The organism is Mycobacterium dioxanotrophicus (assembly GCF_002157835.1).
Lineage (GTDB): Bacteria > Actinomycetota > Actinomycetes > Mycobacteriales > Mycobacteriaceae > Mycobacterium > Mycobacterium dioxanotrophicus.
In genome coordinates this window covers 3,295,502-3,310,570 of record NZ_CP020809.1, presented here as the reverse complement: position 1 = coordinate 3,310,570, position 15,069 = coordinate 3,295,502, and the positions used below count along the sequence as shown (strand labels likewise).

Below are 15,069 nucleotides of genomic sequence, written 5' to 3'. Positions count from 1 at the left end.
GGTGCTTGGTCCATGGTTCAATCGCCAGCCGGTCCGTCAGGCGCGCAGGGCAATGCCCCGAGTACCGACCTCACCGTGAACGGCCAGAACGGGCCGATCACTCGCGCAGCGGTCCTGGCCGGCGCGTTGGACATCATTGACCGACATGGCGTTGACGCGCTGTCGATGCGCCGCCTCGGGCAGGCGGTGGGACGTGATCCGATGGCGATCTACAGGCACGTCCCGAACAAGGCGGCCGTCCTCGACGGGGTGGTCGAGATAGTCTTCGAACAACTCTGCGTGGACACCACAACGGCGGACTGGGTCGCCGCCTTGCGCCGACTGGGCCACGATTTCCGCGACCTGGCACGCGCGCACCCCCACGTGGTTCCGCTGCTGGTCACCCGCCCCCTGTCGACACCGCTGGGGATGCGCCCGCCCGGAATACTGCGGCATCTCGAAGAGGTTCTCGCACTGTTGACCCGGTGCGGCTTCACCGGCCGCGACGCACTGCGCGTCTATCGGGCGTTGTTTGGGTTTTTGTACGGCCATGTGCTCACCGAGCTGCAGGAGATCGTCGAGCGCCCCGAGGAAATCGATCACGTGTTGCGGCTCGGGCTGCACCGGTTGCCGATCGGCGAATTCCCGCACGTGCGTGACCTCGCACCGGACTGGGCCGCCTACGACGGGCGGGCCGAACTCGACCGCGGACTCGACATTCTGCTCAGCGGACTGGCGACCCGACTCGGCGTGCCCGACGCACCGTCCGTGCCCGCACCAGAACCGCCATAAGCGAAACCACCACGAACGGCCGTGACCACCATGGCGCACCCGAAATTCCCTGTCTTGTTGCCACTCCGGCGACTTCGACTGGCGGTCAGACGCCGATGGCAATAACAGACGTAGCCGAATACGCCCACCTCAGCGAGGCAGACCTGCACGCGCTCGGGGCGGCCCTGGACGCCATCCGGCGCGACACCGAGAATTCACGCGGCGCCCGCGACAGGGCATACATCCTGCGCGCCATCGCCCTTCAGCGGTGCCTGGAGGTCGCCGCACGGCTGATCATCGCCGCCAGCCGCAGCAAGACGGGCTGTGCACTGGGCACCGCGGCGCTTGCCACCGCCAAGAGCATCGAGAACATGGAACTCGGCCACAACATCTGCCACGGTCAATGGGATTGGATGAACGACCCCGAGATCCACTCCAGCACCTGGGAGTGGGACATGGCCGGCGTGTCCTCGCAGTGGCGCTACGCCCACAATTACCGCCACCACGTCTTCACCAACATCATCGGCATCGACGACGACCTCGGATACGGCATCATGCGGGTCACCCCCGACCAACAGTGGCGGGTGAGCAATCTGTTGCAGCCGCTACGAAACATCGTGCTGGCCCTCATGTTCGAATGGGGTATCGCACTGCAGGGCTGGGAGTCTCAGACCAGACACGCGGCCACCGATACCGACAAGAGCGCCCTCACCCGAGCACTGGCCACCAAGATCGCCCGCCAAGCCAGCAAGGACTATCTGATCTTTCCTGCACTGAGTCTTCGCCGATGGCGCCGCACCCTCGCCGCGAACACGGTCGCCAACCTGCTCCGCAACGTGTGGGCCTACGTGGCCATCTGCTGCGGGCACTTCGCCGACGGCACACAGAAATTCACTCCTACCGCCCTGAAGAACGAGACCAAACCCGAATGGTATCTACGACAAATGCTGGGCACCGCGAACTTCCGCGCCGGACCGGTACTGGCATTCCTCAGCGGCAACCTCTGCTACCAGATCGAGCACCACCTGTTCCCCGACCTTCCCAGCAACCGCTACGCCCAGATCGCCCCACAAATTCGGGCCCTGTGCGCACGCTTCAACATCCCTTACACCACCGGTCCCCTTACCCGCCAGTACCTCCGCACCCTACGCACCATCACCACGCTCGCACTCCCGAATCGCGTTCCCGCGCAACCGATTGCGAAACTGTCCGAACTCACCTATCGGTGTGACCCGCTTTGGTGGACACAGGGTAAGGCGGCTTGTGCCGTCTGAGTGATCCGGTTTTCGTATTCCACCGGGTGATCATGCCGATCGCTGAGTGGCGTCGGCGGCGATTGTAGATCCGTTCGATCCAGTCGCCGACGGCGAGCTTAGCTTAGCCGCCGACTTAGTCGGCCACAAGTACCGGCCATAGAACTCGACTTTCAGTGTGGCCCAGAAGGATTCAGTCGCAGCGTTATCCCAGCACACCCGGTCCGCCCGACTAAGCGGACCAGGCTGTGGGTGCGGGCAACCCGAGCCATCTGCCGTGAGCGCACCGCAGCCAACAAGGGTCAACAGCGACGGCGCAACGATGGCTACACCGCTCAGTGATCTGCGCGGTGAATTCATCGATCTCAGCGGTCAACGTTCGCAGATGTTCGACCAGGCGCAATGCCAACCGGCGCAGGCGGCCCACCTGCATGAATGCGATGATACGGCCGTGGTCACGGCGTCAAAGGCGCTGGTGCGCTCGATCGTTGTCGGCGCTGTCCATCCGGGGTCGAGTTCATGCAGATGCCAGCGCAGCCGGGGAATGATCCGCGCCCGATCGGCCACCAAGGTATTGGCGATGATCTACTAGCAGCCGCAGCTCGCCCTGCACACCGTCGAGACGGGCGACCGGCAGATCCGGTTGGCGCACCACCGCCCGAACCACTGCCAGGGCATCGATGGGATCAGACTTACCGTTAGGTGCGCGCCGAGTCACGGATATGGGCCATCAGCTTAGGCGGAACCCGCACCACCGACTCACCCGCCCCGATCAGATCGCGTTCCAGCCGTCGAGTCAGATGCCGGCAGTCCTCGCGGGTGACCGGCTCACGCTATTGGTGATTCCGCCCCAACACCGACGCCCACCGCACCATGATGACCGCGGCACAACCTCGCAACGCCGCGACCCTCGACGGATTGCTCATGATGAGTCAATTAGACAGGGACAGCCGCACCCAGGCTTCCACCGCTCAAGAACGCTGGGAATCAGAAGGCGGAACTACGGCTTCCCCACGGTTGGCGCAGCTCCCCGGCTGAACGCCGGAACCTTCGCCCGCGGCCCCGCATCCGCGGGAAGACATGCCGGGCACTATAAGCGGTGACGAAACAGCCCGTGCCGCTTCCGCTTCTCGTCACCGGCTACCTCGGTCCAGCCGCCCAGCGGATAGGTCACGGGCTGCATTGTTCCAGCACGGACAACCTCCAACGACCCGTCGGCGTGCTTGATGTAGCGGTCACCGAAGCGCGCAAACTCATCAGTGAGGCCGTCGTTGCGGGTTACTTGCACAGTCATGGTCAAATCCGATCCCTGGCGATATCGCCAGCATCCCATTCTTCAGAAGCCTTCGCCGGATGCGAATTCGGGAAAGCAACTGCGTGGTCTAGCACTCGGTCGATTCGGCCCAGGCGCACTGAGAGCACTGCCAACAGGTCTGGCAGCTCTGCGCTGAGGTCATCGCTGCGAGGCCACCAAGCCCCATCCACATAGCCGCTTTGGTGCGCTTTGGGTTTCAACCGCGACCTCGGAGTACGGAGCGGGCCTTGCATTCGTTGCGAATTCCCAACGACTTGTAGCGTCATATGAACGCTCCCATCTATGGTCGAGCCAATCGACCTATTGGATCGATGCTCCAAACCCCATGGGCAATCCGCATGACCGAACACCAACATGTTTAACGATACTCGCAGTCACCCGAAATGGCGACAGGCGAGGACGCACATGACGGGTTGCGCGGAGGAACCGTGAAGGGCACCATTCAAATAGCTGTTGGCTCCAGGTGGGCTTGACCCCGTCGACTGCCGCGACGCCATCGCCATGGCAACCACCCCTTCACACCGGGTCGCGCTGGTGCCGGCCGCAGCGGACGCCGACCGACCAGCCGACACCCACTTTGGCGCACGGCAGCTCACCCATCAAAGGCCACGCTACGCCGACGCCGACCGCCGACTCCTCGACAACGGCCCGCCCTGACTGCGTCGCCGCAAGTGCCCAGAGAATTCAGATCACCCATTCACACCGGAGTCCGATGAAGAACGGTGTCGGAGAACACCTTCCGTTAGCACATGCAGACCGGCCGGCGGCAGATCACCGGTTCAGCACACGGACGCCCGACTGGCGTCGCCGCTGCCCGTCCCCTCAACGTCGGGTCCGGTCACCCGGGCATTAACACCGTAGGCCTCACCAAACTTCACTCCGAGAACGACCAGGCGCATCCACACCACCGGCGGATCGGTCTCCTGGCCCTCGACCCGTTTGCCGAACGCGGCACCGGTGAGAGTGAACCGGACGCGATCCTCGCCATCGTCAACCCCAGCCACCAATGTGGACGGCCCCTCAACCGATACGTGGACACGTTCGCGCTCGCCGTCCCGAACGCCCGAACTCGATGAGCCATCAACCGCATAACACACCCGACCAGTTCACCGATCACCGCAGGCAGCGCTGTACTCCACAGTTCCTCAACCGAGATCTTCGACCCTGAGGTCCCCACGCAAATGATGCAAATCATCGATCCGAGCACCTGCTCCACAGTAATGGTGGCCTCTCGTGCCGCTGGCTGCGAACCGCGCCGATAAATGCATCACTCGACGATAGGCGACGCAAACAGCTCCGACTGCACGTTGAACACACTGTCCAAGTTGTTGCCGTCGTCAGCCAACGCCCCAAATCTAGACGCCCAGCAAACTCCCTACTCGTCGACCAATCCCGGCCGCCCAACGTGAAACTGTGCGACATCGCGCGTAGTGTCCGGTTCTCTCTGAAGGAGATGTATTGCGAAGCAACGATTCCCAGCCATCGCCGGTACCATCCCAGGGCTCAGCCAGGCGCAACCAGTCAACCAACGGTCCGGCCCACCTGGGGCCGACTCTTCTGGCACCGGCACCGGTTGACTGACACGTTGTGCGACAGCGACCGCGACATCCAAGCGCGACGCCACAGAACCGCGCTGACTGCTTAACCCGAGGTCGCTTTTCTGTGACGCCTAACGGCGAACTTCGATTACGACCACTCATCCGCCGCTGCATCACGGGTTCCCGCCGACACCGGCCCCAAACCAATCCGTCGTGAGTTCACCGCTGATGACTGGCCGGTTGTTTTCCAGCTACTTCTATCGACGGGCAACTCAGTGGCCAGGCAATGAGGCTGTGGGGCAGTACTGCAAGGGCGCTGCGGACAGCGCTCAGCAACGCAACGCGTCGGATTCTCCTGGCATGTCGACGAATCGCCTAGCGGATCTTCTCAGGAATTGAGTCCAGCGCACGTAGCACCTGGACGGCGAGCTTGCCAGCACTATCGTCGTCGAGTATCGCCGATGTGATCAGTGTTTGTTTGACGAGTTCAACGCGCTTTTCGTAGGGCGTGCGAAACGTCTTGGGGGCGTTCATGATTTTCCCATTCCGTCAAGCGTGTTCGTCAATGGAGATGCCGCTCAACAACCCTCCACAGTACTCTGTGCGCGCCTCGGAGCGGTGCGGCGAGAGACGACGATCCCGAGGCTGCACGTCGTCTGGACTGTCGGAATAGAGCCATCCGCTTAGGAGGAGGTAGCTGATAATGGGCCGCCTGCCTTGCGCAAGAGCCCCATTCCCGGGGACGAGGCCCAGTCCGTGGCTGCCTTGACATCGCGTCATCACGACTTGCGGCGGGCGACCTCGGCGGCGTAGCGGGGGCGAGTGTTGCCGGCTTCTTCGCTCCAGGTGACGGTGCGTTTGACGCTGAAGCCGAGGAGCTTGGCGAGCACGACAGCGTGCAATTCGCCGGCGAGGTCGATCAAGGCGGTGTTGCGGGCCAGCCGCGGGAAGATTCCAATTCGTTTGAGCCGCAAGCCCACCTGGTTGGCAGACAGGTGCCCACCGGAACGGCCTCCGGGGAACAACCATGGATTGGTGCCCACCGTGACAGCGGCGTATCCGCGGCGCTGCTGCACGAGGTCGTCGAGCAGGCGGTCGACCGGGCTGGGCACGGTGAGCGGGACGGCGCCGAGGGCGAGGTGGACCGCGTCGTCGGTGATGGTGACATCGGCAACCTTGAGCGTGACCAGTCGCGTGGCGAGGATGGCTGTAGAGCAGCACCAGCAGCCCGGCGACCCGATCGCGCGTCTCCAGTCCGGGGTCTTCGATCAGATATTGGATCTGGCGCCATCGTTCGTCGTCGCCGGGTAGGGTGTGGCGGGTGCGGCGGGTTTGCGGTACCGGAGCCGCGTCGCAGCACAACTGGGCGACCGAATCATCCTGAACTCAACCGTCACCGGCTTCGAGCAACACTCAGACGGCGTACACATCACCACCTCCTCGGGAACGCTCACCCGCCAACGAGTCATCGTCGCAACTTCTCGTCTTGCCTGCTACCGCTCGCCTGTGAGGTGCCCGCGCTCTTCTACCAGCCGTCCGCGCCCCGTCGCGATCCTCTCGCGTTCCTTTGGGTTGCGAATGACCAGCTCATTCATGCACTCATGAATCGCGGATCTCAGCCACAGCCGCTCAGTGCAATCGGTAAACCCTGCGACCTTGCGTCATCAACCTTGATCGTTGGCGGCGACGGACTCCGCGAGGATCACTTCATCGGACGCCCACGTGACCGATCCTGATCTGGAGCCGGCTACTGAGGCGCTGGTCGGTCGCGAACCTGAGTCGACGCTGAGACCCATCGGCTGGTGCCAGCTATGCGCACGGTCACGGCGCAGGGCAACGATTCTGCTACGGGCCCTATTTCAGTTCCTGCGCCAATCGCCACCGGTACTCGCCGGCTTGCAGGCGCAATTCGGTTGCGGTGCTGCATAGTTGACGCACTCGGTCGATAACCGCTGCGGTGCGGCTCGGCGGGGCCAAACCACGCCGAGCTGACCACGCCGCGCATGCGCGCGCCAACGCAGCGACACGCTGCTGGCCGTGTATCGCGACGACGCACAAATCGCACGATGGCATTGGATGGTGAACCGTCATGGCTTACGGATTACCCCGGTGCTCGCCGCGTCAATCCCCCTCCGGTGGATCTGACCTGGTGCGCGGTGCTGGGCAGCGAACACGGTTACCCTGCCCGCCGGGTTCTACGCTCACTGTGGAAGTGCTGAGGTGTGCGCCGATGACCGATGTCGGGGGTGCGTCTCGTGCGGTGAGTTCGTGGATGATGCGGGCGTAGACACTGACCTGTTGGCGTAGTTTGCGGTTGTCGGCCCGCAACTCCGCGATGGTCTGCTGGGCGTCTTTGGCCTGGTGTTCCAGATGCGAGAAGGCGACCGGGATAGGGCCCAATGCCCGTGCTCGACACCGGAATTCATCGGCGAGGTCGATGTGCTTATGGGTCAGCACCCATCGCTTGACGTCGGCTTCGGCGGCGAGTTGCAGCACTGATAATGCGCCGGTGGAGCGTTGGGGTGTGCCGTCGAGAAGGCGTGTCATCGCGGCACGGATCGCGGCGCGCTCGGCCTCGGAGTCAGTCATGCGGTGCTGTTCTTCCGTTGTCGTGGTCAAGCACCATGGTGCGCAGGCGCCGCAATTCGTGACGGTCGCGCTGGGTGCGTGGCTCTGGGGCGAGCGGGTCGTCGACGAGTTGGGCGAGGCGTTGGACGTGCTCACGCAGGACGTCGATATCGCCGTCGGTGCGGGCGATGTTGGCGCAGTAGGGCTGGCAGTCGGACAAGTCGGGGGTTCGGCGGCTGTCGGTGTCGTCGCGGCTGAATCGGCACGCCGCCCGTTGTGGGTCGAACACGCATGTCATCCCGACGCCGGGGAAGATCTGCAGATCCGGGTTGGTGTACAGCTTGCGGGCATCGCGGTGCGTGGCCAGCACGTGGCCGGTGAACCGCTGGGCGTTATGAACACGATCACGGTAGAGCTCGGCGGCGGGACCCGACACGTGTTCGCCCGAGGTGAGGCGTTGGTGTGCCTCGGCGAGGTTGTCGAGCCGGGCCAGCAACTCTTCGAACGCGAGCTCGTCGGGAAAGCCACAGGCGTAGGTGCCGGCGTAGCCCACCGTCATCTGCACCTTGAGGTGGCCGTACTGGATCGCCGCTGCCACAATGCCACGAGGTTTGCGGGCGATGAACCAAGCCAGCGTGCGGCGGAACTGGCGCGGCTGGATCGAGCGCTGCTCAGGGTCTATGGGGATGGTGTCGCTGCGGCCGGTCGCTTCGCAGTAGTGGTTGACCCAGTCCCGCAAGGCGTCGAGGTCTCGGGAGACTCGCCCGGTAGTGCTGGATCGCCCGTCACGGAACCGCTGCGCGCTGTCTGCCCGGGCGCCCAGTCGGTTGGGAAACAACAGGGATTCGTCGTGCAGGCTTTGCAGGACGTCAATGGCGGCGGCCACCGGTTCGGTGACTACCCACGGGTCCGGGCGGACCTCCCCGTGCGGGTTGTGGTCGCCGGTGTCATCGCGGACGCCCTTCCAGTGCCGGCCGGAGATCAGCAGCATCCCGGTGTCCGGGTCACGACGCAGGCATCCGCGTTCCAAGGAGAGCACTTCGCCCGGACGCATGCCCGACAGGTAGGCGACCACCACGAAGCAGGCCGCGATCAAGTGCCGCGCCAAGGCCCGTACCTCGCGCTCGTCGATGGGCTCCGCCCGCCACGGGCGGCCGTCGATGAGGCCGCTCACCGTGAGCAGAAGTGGGGTGCCTTCGCGGATCGGCAGTCCGCTGCCGCGCAAAACCGCCCGGCAGCCAGGTTGTTTGAGCGATTCCGGGTCCGCGCCGAGCAGCCGCGCCAGATAGTTGTAGTGGTAGTCCAGTTCACCGGCCGATCCCGACCGATGGCCTGGCAGCGCAATGCGCAGACGGCGAAACGCGCGGACAAGGGCCTGCAGGTCCTGAGCCACCTCGCCGCGCTCCCGCCGGTAGCGGCCGGCACACGCCGGTCCCGGGCGGGTTTTACCGGCCAGGCGCTGGTATTCGCGGACGGCCGCGGTGATATCAGGTGCCAGCTCCTCGACGAACCGCAGCGACCACGCCAACAGGGGATTCATGATGGCCGGCGGGATGCGCTTGGTGCTCAGCTCCTGCGAGCGTTTGCCGTCCAGCAGATGATGGAGCTTCTCCCCGTCCCACGGGGGCGCTTCGGGCAGCCGGTCGGGCTCGGTCAGCAACTGTCGGTACGCCCAAACCCTGATCACCGCCATCAGCATGTCCTGCTGTTTGCCCAGTGACGCGCCCGAGGTTTTCACCGCGGCCAGGTAATCATCAAGATCGCGATGCGACACCGCGCTCAGCGTGCCGTGACCGCGGGAGGCCAGCCAATCGGTGAACGCACGCAGATGTTTGAATTCACCCCAGATCGTCAGTATCGCCGGACGCTGCCCCCACAGCCGGCGTGTCGATACTGCAGACCCATCGTGGTTGACCATCAGCCAGCACAGGTGTTTGAGCATTCCCCGAAAGTCGGGGTGGATCTGGCCGAAGTGGATTCGGCACGCCCCGTAATGAGGAGCATGCAGCGCCGGTCCCAGATCCCAGATGTCGTCGCGGTAGCGCGACAACACGACCGAATTGCTGCCTTCGCGCAGGGGCCGGCTGTCCAGCACCAGCGCATCAGGAGCCGGAATCTCCTGGGGCCCAAGAGCATCGGCGGCCGTTGTCATCGGTGATCCAGCGCCTGCGACAAGAATCGTTCCACCAGCTCACGCTGCTCCGAGCTGAGCTGGGTCCGGGCATTGTCCAGTGCGGCCTCAGAGTATCGATCGATGATGTCCGCCAGTTGCGCGACGGGAGCGGCGAATCGCTGCGCCCAGCGCAGCGGTGTCACCTCCCGGGCCTTGTCGTGAAGCCGGTCGTGCACGGCGACGATCACCGGCAGATGCTCGGGAGTGGCCCGTGCACATGGACACGACAAGCACATCAGAAACGACGCCGTGCACGGCTCGCCGGCCTCAGAATGTGGACCGCCGCGAAAGTCAACACAGCCGGCCAGCACGGTATCGAGGCGCCCGGCGATCAACGGCGGGAGAACCTCTGGGGCCACGCCGATCTCAGCGGCGACCACCTGCGGTTCACTGCGCGCACGCGCAACCTGGTCACCGGTCATCATCTGGACCTGACTGTGCCGACGCGCCGCGGTGACCTGTTCGCGCAGGGTGTCGGCGACGACTTTCCGATATTCGGCGATATTCCCGCGGTTGCGCACCAGGTAATCGTTGGCCAGGGTCTGCTCGGTGTGGGCCAGCGGTCGTTGGTGCATTTGCAGCCAGGTCATCCGCAGCCGTCGCGTGTCGATCGGCACTGCCAGCTTCGTCGCAGCGTCGGCCCGCTGCAACCGCTGCGACCACTTACCCACGGCCGGAAGCGGCAACCCCGGTTGAAACGACGTTCCACCCTTGGGACTGACATAGCCGAATAACAGCTCGCTGCCCGAGCGGGCACGCACCGGGGCGGACAACTCGGAAATGATCTGATACACCCCGAACGCCGATGACACGTCGATCGGGCCGGCCCCGTCGGCCCCCGCGTCGGTGAGCGCAACAGTCATGTGCGCCCGGCCTGGACCTCGGCGCGGCTTGAGCATGTCGACCAACGCCGTCCGCACCCCGGCACCATCCCCGTCGGGGCGATGCGGGTCAGCGGTCAGACTCAGAATCGGCGACAGGTTGTGACCGGTCAGGCAGACCAACAGCACTGCGGCGGCGGTCATGTCCCACAGCGTCGGATACAACTGCCCGAACAACGCCAGGCTTCCACCATGGCGAAGCACGCCGCGGTGGCCCCTGCCGCACGGATACCTCGGGATCCGGTCGTGGCGCTCAATATGATCCAGAAAGCTGCCACGCTGCCAGCGCAGACCGTCATGTGCCTGGTCGATCTCACCGGCACGCCACGCCGCCAGCACGGCGCGCCCTTCCCTGACCCGCTCAACGGCCGCACGCACAGCAGTTTTCGCAGCCGCCATGATCTGGCGATACTCCTCCGGAGAATAGCTCTGCAGCTTCTCGGCCACCGCAACAGCGCGCGTGCGCTCAGCTCTGGCGAAGAAGTCCGCCGGCAGCTCACGACAACCCTTCGTCAAGGTTCGCAACGCCCCGCAATGAGACTTGCGCGACCCCAACGGCGTGGTGAGCACCCAACCGTCCCAATGAATCCCGTGCAACTCGGACGGTATCTCCGGCGGGTGCTCCAAAGACCCGAGATAGATCGCGAATGAGCGCACCGAACTCATCAGCATCCGCGCCGACGCTGCAGTCCGATACGTGCCACTGGGCCCGGTGGCCTTGACGAACCGATCGACCAACCACCGCAACATCACCTCCGATACCGGCAACTCCGCAAAGTTGAAATCGACGGCGTAGCGTCCATTCTCGGGATGCACCGTCACCCGAAAGGGGTGTTCGCCGTGCTCATCACGCCGCGGCGGCGGCCGATACGACGTGGGCGGCAACGCCGCGCGCCGACCCGCACTCATCTCTGCGAAGCCCCCACCGGGTCGGTGCGCACCAATGGATGCGCGGCAAACATCTCCGCCAATAACCCTGACATCGCCGCACCATGAGCGTGCGCGATCAGCAACTCCACATCGAGATCCCGAAACGGCTCCAGATAGACGTTCATCGTCGTAGCCACGCTGCGATGCCCCAACAGCGTCATCACGAAAAACCAGGTATCGCCGAACTGGGCACGAAAGTCGCGCATCTCCTCGAGGTCAAGATGGGCGAATCGCTTCTCATACAACAGCCGCCCCACCGAAAACCACCGCAATGCAAACGAATGCCGCAACATGTGCGCCGTCGCGGTCAACCCCACCAAACCCGCACGAGCCACCCGCGCATTCGCCCCAACGAACGTATGCTGCCACCCATGCGGCACCCGCGGTGCACCGTCGGTGTTCAACCACAACGCCACCGGCTCCAGACCCGACGCTGTCTCACGGAACAACCGACGCCGCACCTGAGGACTCAGAGCGTCCAACGAGACCGCCGACGACCGACCCAACACGTCGACGACCTCGATGCGCCGACCCCCAAGTTGCCGCCGCACAACCAACCGATCAGCCACACCGTCATAGCGTCCCACTGCTTGCGCGCGCCGAACCGCCGCAGCACGCTCGCCCTCACCATAGGACAACACCGCACTCAGAGCCGGATACGGCATCCAATACTTGCGCCGCACACCACCTTTCGCACAAGCCGCCGCCAACTGACCTGTCACAAAGGCACGATCTGACGCGTCGAACGGCAATTCCAGCACCAACATGCTGGCCCACTCAGTCAGCCGCAGACCCGTCCCATACAGGCCACCGACGAACGCGCAATCACGCTGCGGACTGCGCCCCCTCCACCACGAAAGCTCCCGCCCCGACAGATCCAACCCGCACAAACCGACATCCCGCCACCTCGTGAAACCTCCCGGATCCAGCCACTTCACGTCGCGATCACGCCCCACCCGCGGAGCTGCACGGTAACTGTCGACCTGACGCCGGCCGCCGGCCACAGGCACCGCAACACGCTCGACCGGATTCATCACCCCATAACGGCGCTCAGCCCACTCGTAGAACGCATTGATCGCCACCAAACCGCCACGGAACGTCCCACCCGTCACTCGACAAGGATTGCGCTCATCGTTGATCCGCCAGAACTTGAACGCGCCAACCTGATCGGCCGTCGCATCTGACCAGCAACACCCCACCGCATCAAGGAAACCCAGCCAAATCGACAACTGAATCGCATACTTGCGCCGAGTACCCTCCGCGCAACCTCGCATCCGCGCAGACGCCAAGAAGGCATTCACCGTAACCGGATACACCCCATCGGACCGCACCAAAAACGGCTGACCAGCACGAGTACCGTTCCGGCGCACCACCTCCGCCAGGCCCGGCACACCCTGCACAACAGGATCAGCGGCGAAATTACCCCACCAACAACCAGATTCGGCCCAAAATACCTGCCACCACGCCTCCCCTGACACCAGCGGACAATAACGCCACAAACCCCGATGCACCGTGTCGTCCAGCTGGAAAACACAACAACAACAGTTGAACCGCTAGAGACCGCCCGCCTTGACCTCGACGAGCACCTCGCCATCGGCCGGGACGGGGCGGGGCACGTCACGAACCTGCAGCACGTCGACCCCGCCGTATTCATCGAATTGCACTGCTCTACTCATCTCTCCTACGACGAGCCGGCGCCCCGAAACATTCCCCCGGACGCGGCCAGGGCGCTGCTCAGAATCGCTTGCGCTGTCCCACACAGCATTTCAGCGGCATCCTGGCGAGTTACGCCGGCCACGTCAACGAGCCAGACGAACGATTCGATGCCGGTGGCCGCACGGATCGCGATGGCCAACCGGTGGATGTCGACATGGGGATGAGTCGACCGCAGCGGGGCCAGCGCGTCCTCGATCCAGGCGACTGCGTGGCCGCGGCGTAGCACGGGCAGCTCCGCGTTGCCGGGTTCGAGGGACAGACGCAGCGAGGTCCGCAGTTCGGGTTCCCACGTCGTCGTGATGCGCACGGATTCCCGCATGACAAGGTCCAACCGGCGGTGCGGGTCGTCGGGCGCAGGGTCGGGCAGCAGCGAGGTGGCGTCGATCTCCGGGTGCACCGCGGCCAGCAGGCAGCGCTGGTTGGGGAAATAGCGATAGGCGGTGGTCCGGGAAATGTCGGCAGCGTGAGCGGCGTCTTCGACCGTGGGCAGCAGACCTTGCGCGAGCAGTTCCCGAGTCGCCGCGACGAGTGCGGTACGGGTGCGCGCCTTCTGGCGACGTCTACCTGTCGCCTCATATGGTACTTCGATGCCCATGACGGTATGTTAGTTCCATATTGATGTGCGGCGAGGAGGCGGATGCCGGATGAAAGTCGCGATCAGTGGAGCAGGCATCGCCGGCCCGACGTTGGCCTACTGGCTGTGCCGGAGTGGACACGAACCGAGCCTGATCGAGCGCTCACCACAGCTGCGCACCGGCGGCTATGTCATCGACTTCTGGGGTGAGGGATACGACATCGCCGAGCGCATGGGCCTGGCCGCCCAACTCGACGCGACGGGCTACCAGGTCGGCGAGGTGCGACTGGTCGACACCCGCGGACGTAGGGTCGGCGGATTCCCGACCGATGGCTTCCACCGGGTGCTGGGCGGCAGATTCACCAGCCTGCCCCGCGGAGATCTGGCGGCGATGATCTACGGCACCGTCGCCGACGACGTGGAAACGGTGTTCGGCGACAGCATCACCGCGATCCACCCCGACGATTCCGGCGTGCAGGTCGAACTCCAGAACGGCGGGTCCCGCCGGTTCGACCTGGTGATCGGCGCCGGCGGGTTGCATTCCCCGGTGCGACGCCTCGCGTTCGGCCCGGATGCGACGTTCGAGCGAGATCTCGGCTACCGCGTCGCCGCCTTCGAGACCCGCGGGTATCGACCGCGCGACGAGCTCGTCTACGTGTCCTACGGTCTGCCGGGACGCATGGCGAGTCGGTTCGCGATGCGTGACGACCGCACGATGTTCTTGTTCATCTGCACCACCGACCAGCTGAACGGCACCGACCCGGCCGGAATGGACGAGGTGAAATCGTTGCTGCACAACGTGTTCGGCGATGCCGGCTGGGAATGTCCGCAGATCCTCGAGGCGCTGGACCGCGCCGAGGACGTCTATTTCGACCGGGTGAGCCAGATCTGGATGGACCGCTGGTCGAAGGGCCGGGTCATGCTGATCGGCGATGCCGCGGCCGCGGTGTCGCTGTTGGCCGGCGAGGGTACCGGGCTGGCGATGCTCGAGGCGTACCTGCTTGCCGGCGAATTGCACCGTGCGGGTACCGATTTCCGCGCCGCCTTCGACCGCCACCAACGGATGCTGCGGCCGTTCATCGAACGCAAGCAACGAGCCGCGCAACGATTCGCATCCGCCTTCGCACCGCGAACAGCGCCGGGCGTATGGGCGCGCAATCGGATGAGCAAGATGCTCTCGCAGCGGCATGTCGGCGACTGGCTGATCCGACGGCAGTTGCGCGACGACTTTCCGCTGCCGCACTACGCCTTCTGAGCGGTGAACCGACAACGTTGGGCCGCAATCGAATCGACACGGGCCGCAGCGAGTCGCACCCGACCGACAGCATCCATACAGTTGCCTTGTGCAAGGATCGCACCGTCGGACAATCG

13 protein-coding genes and 4 pseudogenes are annotated in these 15,069 nt (G+C 64.6%); 6 read left to right on the top strand and 11 right to left on the bottom strand.

The features are described 5' to 3' along the window. The first annotated feature begins 12 nt into the window (after positions 1-12). The 4 genes and pseudogenes from BTO20_RS15965 to BTO20_RS41355 all read left to right on the top strand — a co-directional run. Positions 13-771: a TetR/AcrR family transcriptional regulator gene (locus BTO20_RS15965; RefSeq protein WP_083167299.1), complete on the top strand. Its 759-nt coding sequence runs from the start codon at positions 13-15 to the stop codon at positions 769-771. 95 nt (positions 772-866) lie between these two features. Then, positions 867-2,024 (top strand): fatty acid desaturase family protein, encoded by a 1,158-nt coding sequence (locus BTO20_RS15960; RefSeq protein WP_087077365.1) that lies wholly within the window; start codon positions 867-869, stop codon positions 2,022-2,024. Between the two features lie 301 nt (positions 2,025-2,325). Further along, positions 2,326-2,595 (top strand): hypothetical protein, encoded by a 270-nt coding sequence (locus BTO20_RS15955; protein WP_087077364.1) that lies wholly within the window; start codon positions 2,326-2,328, stop codon positions 2,593-2,595. A gap of 220 nt (positions 2,596-2,815) precedes the next feature. Continuing rightward, positions 2,816-3,041: pseudogene (locus tag BTO20_RS41355) on the top strand (DUF5994 family protein); the annotation flags it as partial. Between the two features lie 52 nt (positions 3,042-3,093). Here BTO20_RS41355 and BTO20_RS15945 read toward each other — a convergent pair. Further along, positions 3,094-3,297 carry a hypothetical protein gene (locus tag BTO20_RS15945; protein WP_083167306.1) on the bottom strand — a complete coding sequence of 68 codons (204 nt, stop codon included), beginning with the start codon at positions 3,295-3,297 and terminating at the stop codon, positions 3,094-3,096. A gap of 71 nt (positions 3,298-3,368) precedes the next feature. After that, positions 3,369-3,584 (bottom strand): annotated as a pseudogene (locus BTO20_RS40520) (DUF5994 family protein); the annotation flags it as partial. Between the two features lie 235 nt (positions 3,585-3,819). On the opposite strand from BTO20_RS40520, the gene BTO20_RS39345 reads away from it, so the two are divergent. After that, a complete protein-coding gene (locus BTO20_RS39345; RefSeq protein ID WP_157680225.1) occupies positions 3,820-3,975 on the top strand; it encodes a hypothetical protein in 156 nt (51 codons plus the stop codon). Positions 3,976-4,097: 122 nt separating this feature from the next. Here the strand turns inward: BTO20_RS39345 and BTO20_RS15935 are convergent, their stop codons facing one another. The 9 genes and pseudogenes from BTO20_RS15935 to BTO20_RS15905 form a co-directional block, all read right to left on the bottom strand. Further along, the gene (locus BTO20_RS15935; protein ID WP_232491155.1) at positions 4,098-4,322 is read right to left on the bottom strand and encodes a hypothetical protein; all 225 of its coding nucleotides are present in this window, start codon (positions 4,320-4,322) and stop codon (positions 4,098-4,100) included. 909 nt (positions 4,323-5,231) lie between these two features. Beyond that, positions 5,232-5,390: a DUF6307 family protein gene (locus tag BTO20_RS39905; protein WP_170064341.1), complete on the bottom strand. Its 159-nt coding sequence runs from the start codon at positions 5,388-5,390 to the stop codon at positions 5,232-5,234. A 245-nt stretch (positions 5,391-5,635) separates the two neighbouring features. Next, positions 5,636-6,206 (bottom strand): annotated as a pseudogene (locus tag BTO20_RS41240) (hypothetical protein); the annotation flags it as partial. A gap of 771 nt (positions 6,207-6,977) precedes the next feature. Then, complete coding sequence (locus BTO20_RS15925) at positions 6,978-7,445, bottom strand: hypothetical protein (protein ID WP_083167311.1); 468 nt, start codon at positions 7,443-7,445, stop codon at positions 6,978-6,980. After that, positions 7,438-9,576: a hypothetical protein gene (locus tag BTO20_RS39900; protein WP_198344406.1), complete on the bottom strand. Its 2,139-nt coding sequence runs from the start codon at positions 9,574-9,576 to the stop codon at positions 7,438-7,440. The genes BTO20_RS15925 and BTO20_RS39900 overlap by 8 nt, the downstream gene beginning before the upstream one ends. Then, complete coding sequence (locus BTO20_RS15915) at positions 9,573-11,387, bottom strand: hypothetical protein (RefSeq protein WP_087077363.1); 1,815 nt, start codon at positions 11,385-11,387, stop codon at positions 9,573-9,575. The genes BTO20_RS39900 and BTO20_RS15915 overlap by 4 nt, the downstream gene beginning before the upstream one ends. Then, a complete protein-coding gene (locus BTO20_RS40510; RefSeq protein WP_232491153.1) occupies positions 11,384-12,886 on the bottom strand; it encodes a site-specific integrase in 1,503 nt (500 codons plus the stop codon). Before BTO20_RS40510 ends, BTO20_RS15915 begins: the two co-directional genes overlap by 4 nt. A 78-nt stretch (positions 12,887-12,964) precedes the next feature. Then, positions 12,965-13,084, bottom strand: a pseudogene (locus tag BTO20_RS39340) (NADP-dependent oxidoreductase); the annotation flags it as partial. Positions 13,085-13,089: 5 nt separating this feature from the next. Further along, positions 13,090-13,719 carry a TetR/AcrR family transcriptional regulator gene (locus BTO20_RS15905; RefSeq protein WP_087077362.1) on the bottom strand — a complete coding sequence of 210 codons (630 nt, stop codon included), beginning with the start codon at positions 13,717-13,719 and terminating at the stop codon, positions 13,090-13,092. A 49-nt stretch (positions 13,720-13,768) separates the two neighbouring features. Here BTO20_RS15905 and BTO20_RS15900 point away from each other — a divergent pair, with 49 nt between their 5' ends. Beyond that, positions 13,769-14,953, top strand: a complete 1,185-nt coding sequence (locus tag BTO20_RS15900; RefSeq protein ID WP_087077361.1) for an FAD-binding domain — start codon at positions 13,769-13,771, stop codon at positions 14,951-14,953. The last annotated feature ends 116 nt before the right edge of the window (positions 14,954-15,069 follow it).

Coding starts and splice junctions, on each gene's coding strand:
- BTO20_RS15965 (WP_083167299.1), top strand. CDS start 13: ATGGTTCAATCGCCAGCCGGTCCGTCAGGCGCGCAGGGCAATGCCCCG.
- BTO20_RS15960 (WP_087077365.1), top strand. CDS start 867: ATGGCAATAACAGACGTAGCCGAATACGCCCACCTCAGCGAGGCAGAC.
- BTO20_RS15955 (WP_087077364.1), top strand. CDS start 2,326: ATGGCTACACCGCTCAGTGATCTGCGCGGTGAATTCATCGATCTCAGC.
- BTO20_RS15945 (WP_083167306.1), bottom strand. CDS start 3,297: ATGACTGTGCAAGTAACCCGCAACGACGGCCTCACTGATGAGTTTGCG.
- BTO20_RS39345 (WP_157680225.1), top strand. CDS start 3,820: ATGGCAACCACCCCTTCACACCGGGTCGCGCTGGTGCCGGCCGCAGCG.
- BTO20_RS39905 (WP_170064341.1), bottom strand. CDS start 5,390: ATGAACGCCCCCAAGACGTTTCGCACGCCCTACGAAAAGCGCGTTGAA.
- BTO20_RS15925 (WP_083167311.1), bottom strand. CDS start 7,445: ATGACTGACTCCGAGGCCGAGCGCGCCGCGATCCGTGCCGCGATGACA.
- BTO20_RS39900 (WP_198344406.1), bottom strand. CDS start 9,576: ATGACAACGGCCGCCGATGCTCTTGGGCCCCAGGAGATTCCGGCTCCT.
- BTO20_RS15915 (WP_087077363.1), bottom strand. CDS start 11,387: ATGAGTGCGGGTCGGCGCGCGGCGTTGCCGCCCACGTCGTATCGGCCG.
- BTO20_RS15905 (WP_087077362.1), bottom strand. CDS start 13,719: ATGGGCATCGAAGTACCATATGAGGCGACAGGTAGACGTCGCCAGAAG.
- BTO20_RS15900 (WP_087077361.1), top strand. CDS start 13,769: ATGAAAGTCGCGATCAGTGGAGCAGGCATCGCCGGCCCGACGTTGGCC.